Raw genomic sequence first — 4,968 nt, forward strand, 5'->3', positions numbered from 1 at the left:
TTCAGGGCGATTAGCTCAGTTGGTTTAGAGCACTTGGTTTACACCCAAGGGGTCGGGGGTTCGACTCCCTCATCGCCCACTCAAAAGGAGAAGCATTTATTTGTTTCTCCTTTTTTTGTATTAAAAATACTTCTGTTTTACATGTGCTTCTTTTACATCTTACATTCCCCCTCGAAAGACAAGTACTACATTGGTGCTACTTGCGATTCAATTGAATCAAGACTTGCTAAACACAACATGAAACACATTGGCTATACAGGTCAAACAAATGACTGGACGGTGGCCTACTTTGAGAAATTCGAGACTAAAAAAGAAGCTTTTGATAGAGAAAAGCAAGTTAAAGGCTGGAAGAGCAAACAAAGAACTCTCAAACTCATTAATGGCGATTAACTCTGTTGACCTAGAGCATCCCGTTGCAATCCACGGGAGGGTCGGGGATTCGACTCCCTCATCGCCCACTCAAAAGGAGAAGCATTAATTTGTTTCTCCTTTTTTTGTATTAAAAATACTTCTTTTTTATATGTGCTTCATTTACATCTTACATTCCCACTCGAAAAACAAGTACTACATTGGTGCTACTTGCGATTCGATTGAATCAAGACTTGCTAAACACAACATGAAACACAGTGGCTATACAGGTCAAACAAATGACTGGACAGTGGCCTACTTTGAGAAATTCGAGACTAAAAAAGAAGCTTTTGATAGAGAAAAGCAAGTTAAAGGCTGGAAGAGCAAACAAAGAACTCTCAAACTCATTAATGGCGATTAACTCTGTTGACCTAGAGCATCCCGTTGCAATCCACGGGAGGGTCGGGGGTTCGACTCCCTCATCGCCCACTCAAAAGGAGAAGCATTTATTTGTTTCTCCTTTTTTTGTATTAAAAATACTTCTGTTTTACATGTGCTGGACCAGAACCAAAATTCTGGGTCTAAGCATAGATTTCACATCAGTTACGCCCCTAAACTGTCGTCTGAATCCTTTGATTTTAGCATTGAAGATTCTGCAGCGGCAATGTTGCTTCTGGCATTGATGGAGTTATGTAATATTGTCGTGATGTATTTCAAAAGCACCATTCATTCTACTCAAATGGATTTTCGTCAAAGGCATTCTGACTAAAAGGCTCTTGTTTTGGCGCAGCACTCATACCGGGAGGTCCAATAGGATCCCAAGGATCAGATGAAAGAAGCAAACAAACTTCTTTATCCAAATCAAATACCTCAATATCTGGTTTAGTATACTTTTTCCTTATCACCCCGATTAGCTACTCTCCTGATTAAACTCTAACCACTGTGTATAATCAGACATTGGCAGACATCAATCGTTTCTGCAATAATTATCCCTTAGGCCTTATTACTTTCTTTTGTCGATATTGTTACAGTAAATCATTACTTTAATTCCTTACATATCTATTCTCCTGAAACATTATTACGCAATTCACCTCACTTAATCTTCTTCTTTCACTATTTTTGCAAAAAAACGAAATCATGTCAGACGATAAGAAAATCATATTTAGCATGGTTGGGGTTAGTAAAACCTTTCCCCCACAAAAAAAAGTACTAAACAACATCTACCTATCATTTTTCTATGGTGCCAAAATTGGTATCATCGGTCTCAATGGCTCAGGTAAATCGACTCTTTTAAAAATCATTGCCGGCGTAGAAAAAAACTACCAGGGTGATGTTGTATTCTCTCCAGGTTATTCGGTTGGCTACCTCGAACAGGAACCAAAACTTGACGAATCAAAAACCGTACGTGAAGTTGTTGAAGAGGGTGTACAAGAGGTTGTAGATACCTTAAAAGCCTACGAGGCTTGCAATGAAAAATTTGCCGATCCTGAGGTATTGGAAGACCCGGATAAAATGCAGGCCGTAATGGATGAGCAAGCCAAACTACAGGAACTCATCGACCAACACGATGCATGGAACCTTGACACCAAGCTTAATCGTGCCATGGATGCCTTACGTTGTCCACCGGAAGATCAGCAGGTAAGTGTATTGTCGGGTGGTGAAAAGCGCCGTGTGGCCCTTTGTCGATTATTGCTTCAAGAGCCCGATATCTTATTGTTAGATGAGCCTACTAACCACTTGGATGCCGAATCAGTACAATGGCTTGAACAGCACCTGCAGCAATACAAAGGAACGGTAATTGGCATCACGCACGATCGTTACTTCCTTGATAATGTTGCCGGATGGATTCTTGAGCTGGATCGTGGTGAAGGTATTCCATGGGAGGGTAACTACTCATCGTGGTTAGACCAGAAGACGAAACGTATGGCTAACGAGGAGAAGCAAGCGTCGAAACGTCGTAAAACACTTGAACGAGAACTGGAATGGGTTCGAATGGCTCCAAAGGCACGACATGCAAAAAATAAAGCTCGACTGAATGCCTACGATAACCTGATGAAGGAGGGCGTTAAAGAAAAAGAAGAGAAGCTGGAAATATTCATTCCGAATGGCCCTCGATTGGGAGATAAGGTGATTGAAGCTCATGACGTGGCAAAGGGATATGACGAAAAACTACTCTTCGAAAACTTGGAATTCATGCTACCCAAAAACGGTATTGTTGGTGTTATTGGACCTAACGGTGCTGGTAAAACAACCTTATTCCGTTTAATAATGGGACTTGAAAAGGCTGACTCCGGAACATTTGAAGTAGGTGAGACGGTTAAAGTTTCCTATGTTGATCAATCGCACGATGACATCATCCCGGGTAAAACAGTTTATGAAGTCATCTCGCAGGGCGATGAGTTATTACGCATGGGCAACAAAGAAATTAACGCACGTGCTTACTTATCGCGTTTTAACTTTGCCGGAAACGATCAGCAGAAGAAGTGTGAAATACTGTCGGGTGGTGAACGCAACAGATTACACCTCGCCATGGCTTTAAAAGAAGAAGGTAATGTATTATTACTGGATGAGCCAACCAATGATATTGATGTTAATACACTTCGGGCATTAGAAGAAGGACTTGAGGATTTTGCCGGATGTGCCGTTGTTATTTCTCACGACCGCTGGTTTTTGGATCGTGTTGCAACTCACATATTGGCTTTTGAAGGCGAATCAAAAATCTATTTCTTTGAAGGATCGTATTCAGAATACGAAGAAAACAAGAAACGACGCCTAGGTGATACCACACCACAGCGCATACGCTACAAGAAACTAATTAAGTAAAGATGAAGTATCTAGAATCATCCTGATTCTAGTATCATAAATCATAACTATTGCATTGAGGGAGCTGGCATAAAGTGAGCTTCCTCTTTTTTTATAGGTTTCAATGGCTTGTGAATGTAATACATGGGCATTACTCCTTTACCTTTTACTTTTTTAGGGACGCGTGTTACAAGCTTATAGGCTTCCGACAGTGGCTTACTCAAGCTCTCCGACACGTTTATCTGCATGGGTTCACACATGGTTTGAAAACGAGACGCCATATTCACCGTTTCTCCAAAAATATCAAAATTCAGATTACTCGGACTCACTGAACTACCAATAATATCACCATTATAAAGCCCTATTTTCACCTCCCACTTAATCTCATTATTTAGATTACGCTCAATAATATACTCCCGTATTTTAACAGCTGCCGATGCCGCTTCTATTTCAATTTGGTCAGGCGTATAAAACATGCCACAAACAGCAATATAGGCATCACCCACAGTTTTTATACGAGTACAGAAATGCTCATCAATAACAGCATCAAAACCATTGAAGAGCTCGTGTAACTCCCTTAAAAGGACGCCTGGTGACATTTTGCCTGTTTTGGTCGTAAAATCAACCATGTCGACAAAAATGGCAACACAATCCTTATAGCGCTTGGGAGGTATTGAACCATACTCCTTTATTTGCATTAAGATTGGCAAAGGCAATATAGATTTAAGTATACGTTCGTTTTTATGATTGGCTAAGGTAAGTTGGTTCGTTTGATCTTTAAGTGATTTGAAAGTGGCGTAATTCTGAAGAACTGATTTCGTGCGTGCCTTTAGTTCCTCCTTGTTAACAGGTTTTTGAATAAAATCGGCTGCCCCTTCACCAAAGGCCAATTCAATTTTATCATTATAATCGTTGCCCGAAATTAATATAACTGGCAAGTCAGCTGTAAGCTCATTCTTCTTCAACACTTTTAGCGTATCAAGCCCACACATACCTGGCATCTCCCAATCCATAATTATTAAGTCAGGCTGGTGGCGTACAGCTTGCATTAAGGCATCCTCACCATCATTAGCGATAATTATAGTGCGGAACGGCTCATCTTTAGTGATGATAGCAGCTATCATTTCTACATCTAAGTGCGAATCATCAACAATTAATATCGTATTACCCATTTATTTTCAACTAAAAGTCCTCGATGTTTTGTACGTCAATTGTTACACAATGTTAATGGCGCAATGACTAACGATGTAATTTAGTTGATAAACTGTTGTATTTTTATAACCAACGATAATTCAATTTTACATACCATGATTATTGATAATACCCTTCTAGAACACTTATCGGCCAAAGCAGTAAAAACCGTACGCAAAAGGACAAATTACAATTTCCATCAAACTGATGATGACTTGCTACAACGCATGCTTAATGTCATTCAACCCAAAAGTTATGTTCAGCCACACAAACATCAAGCCCCTGATAAGCGTGAAGTGTTTATCATCTTACAAGGACAGTTGCTGGTTATCTTATTTAATGATGATGGCTCTCTCAAACAAACAACAATTCTTGACCGGAACAAAGGTGTATATGGCATAGAAATAGCACCTGAGTGCTATCATACAATTATAGCCTTAAAAGCTAATACCTGCGTTTACGAAGTAAAAGACGGACCATACAATCCTGATGACGATAAGACTTTTGCGGCATGGGCTCCTAACGAAGAAGACAGAACAGCTGCCAAAGCTTATTTAAGGTGGGTTCTAAAAATTAGTTTTTTCAATTTTTGACTTGATAAAATCGCAGAACCCTTTAACGAAATTT

Annotated in this window: 6 protein-coding genes, 1 tRNA gene and 2 pseudogenes; 7 read left to right on the plus strand and 2 right to left on the minus strand. The window is 39.9% G+C overall.

Going from position 1 to position 4,968, the window contains the following annotated elements; translation table 11 throughout:
- The first annotated feature begins 4 nt into the window (after window positions 1–4).
- From JIV24_RS21815 to JIV24_RS21835, 5 genes and pseudogenes are all read left to right on the plus strand, one after another.
- A tRNA-Val gene (locus JIV24_RS21815) sits at window positions 5–79 on the plus strand.
- 62 nt (window positions 80–141) lie between these two features.
- The gene (locus JIV24_RS22910) at window positions 142–390 is read left to right on the plus strand and encodes a GIY-YIG nuclease family protein (RefSeq protein WP_200467210.1); all 249 of its coding nucleotides are present in this window, start codon (window positions 142–144) and stop codon (window positions 388–390) included.
- A pseudogene (locus JIV24_RS21825) lies at window positions 382–458 on the plus strand. Before JIV24_RS22910 ends, JIV24_RS21825 begins: the two are co-directional and overlap by 9 nt.
- A 62-nt stretch (window positions 459–520) precedes the next feature.
- Window positions 521–769, plus strand: a complete 249-nt coding sequence (locus JIV24_RS21830; RefSeq protein ID WP_200467205.1) for a GIY-YIG nuclease family protein — start codon at window positions 521–523, stop codon at window positions 767–769.
- Window positions 761–837, plus strand: a pseudogene (locus tag JIV24_RS21835). The gene JIV24_RS21830 and the pseudogene JIV24_RS21835 overlap by 9 nt, the downstream one beginning before the upstream one ends.
- Window positions 838–1,079: 242 nt before the next feature.
- On the opposite strand, the gene JIV24_RS21840 reads toward JIV24_RS21835, so the two are convergent.
- On the minus strand, window positions 1,080–1,253 hold the full coding sequence (locus JIV24_RS21840) for a hypothetical protein (RefSeq protein ID WP_200467206.1): 174 nt from the start codon (window positions 1,251–1,253) through the stop codon (window positions 1,080–1,082).
- 232 nt (window positions 1,254–1,485) lie between these two features.
- On the opposite strand from JIV24_RS21840, the gene ettA reads away from it, so the two are divergent.
- Window positions 1,486–3,171, plus strand: a complete 1,686-nt coding sequence (gene ettA / locus JIV24_RS21845) for an energy-dependent translational throttle protein EttA (protein WP_200467207.1) — start codon at window positions 1,486–1,488, stop codon at window positions 3,169–3,171.
- A gap of 47 nt (window positions 3,172–3,218) precedes the next feature.
- On the opposite strand, the gene JIV24_RS21850 is transcribed toward ettA, so the two are convergent.
- Window positions 3,219–4,322, minus strand: a complete 1,104-nt coding sequence (locus JIV24_RS21850; RefSeq protein ID WP_200467208.1) for an adenylate/guanylate cyclase domain-containing response regulator — start codon at window positions 4,320–4,322, stop codon at window positions 3,219–3,221.
- 135 nt (window positions 4,323–4,457) lie between these two features.
- Between JIV24_RS21850 and JIV24_RS21855 the strand changes: the two genes are divergently transcribed.
- Window positions 4,458–4,934, plus strand: coding sequence for a WbuC family cupin fold metalloprotein (locus JIV24_RS21855; RefSeq protein ID WP_200467209.1), 477 nt, complete (start codon window positions 4,458–4,460; stop codon window positions 4,932–4,934).
- Window positions 4,935–4,968: the final 34 nt, after the last annotated feature.

This window comes from Carboxylicivirga marina (assembly GCF_016612505.1).
GTDB lineage: Bacteria > Bacteroidota > Bacteroidia > Bacteroidales > Marinilabiliaceae > Carboxylicivirga > Carboxylicivirga marina.

Bases quoted from the DNA above. Each gene is read 5' to 3' on its own strand.
- JIV24_RS22910 (WP_200467210.1), top strand. From the start codon at position 142: ATGTGCTTCTTTTACATCTTACATTCCCCCTCGAAAGACAAGTACTAC.
- JIV24_RS21830 (WP_200467205.1), top strand. From the start codon at position 521: ATGTGCTTCATTTACATCTTACATTCCCACTCGAAAAACAAGTACTAC.
- ettA (WP_200467207.1), top strand. From the start codon at position 1,486: ATGTCAGACGATAAGAAAATCATATTTAGCATGGTTGGGGTTAGTAAA.
- JIV24_RS21850 (WP_200467208.1), bottom strand. From the start codon at position 4,322: ATGGGTAATACGATATTAATTGTTGATGATTCGCACTTAGATGTAGAA.
- JIV24_RS21855 (WP_200467209.1), top strand. From the start codon at position 4,458: ATGATTATTGATAATACCCTTCTAGAACACTTATCGGCCAAAGCAGTA.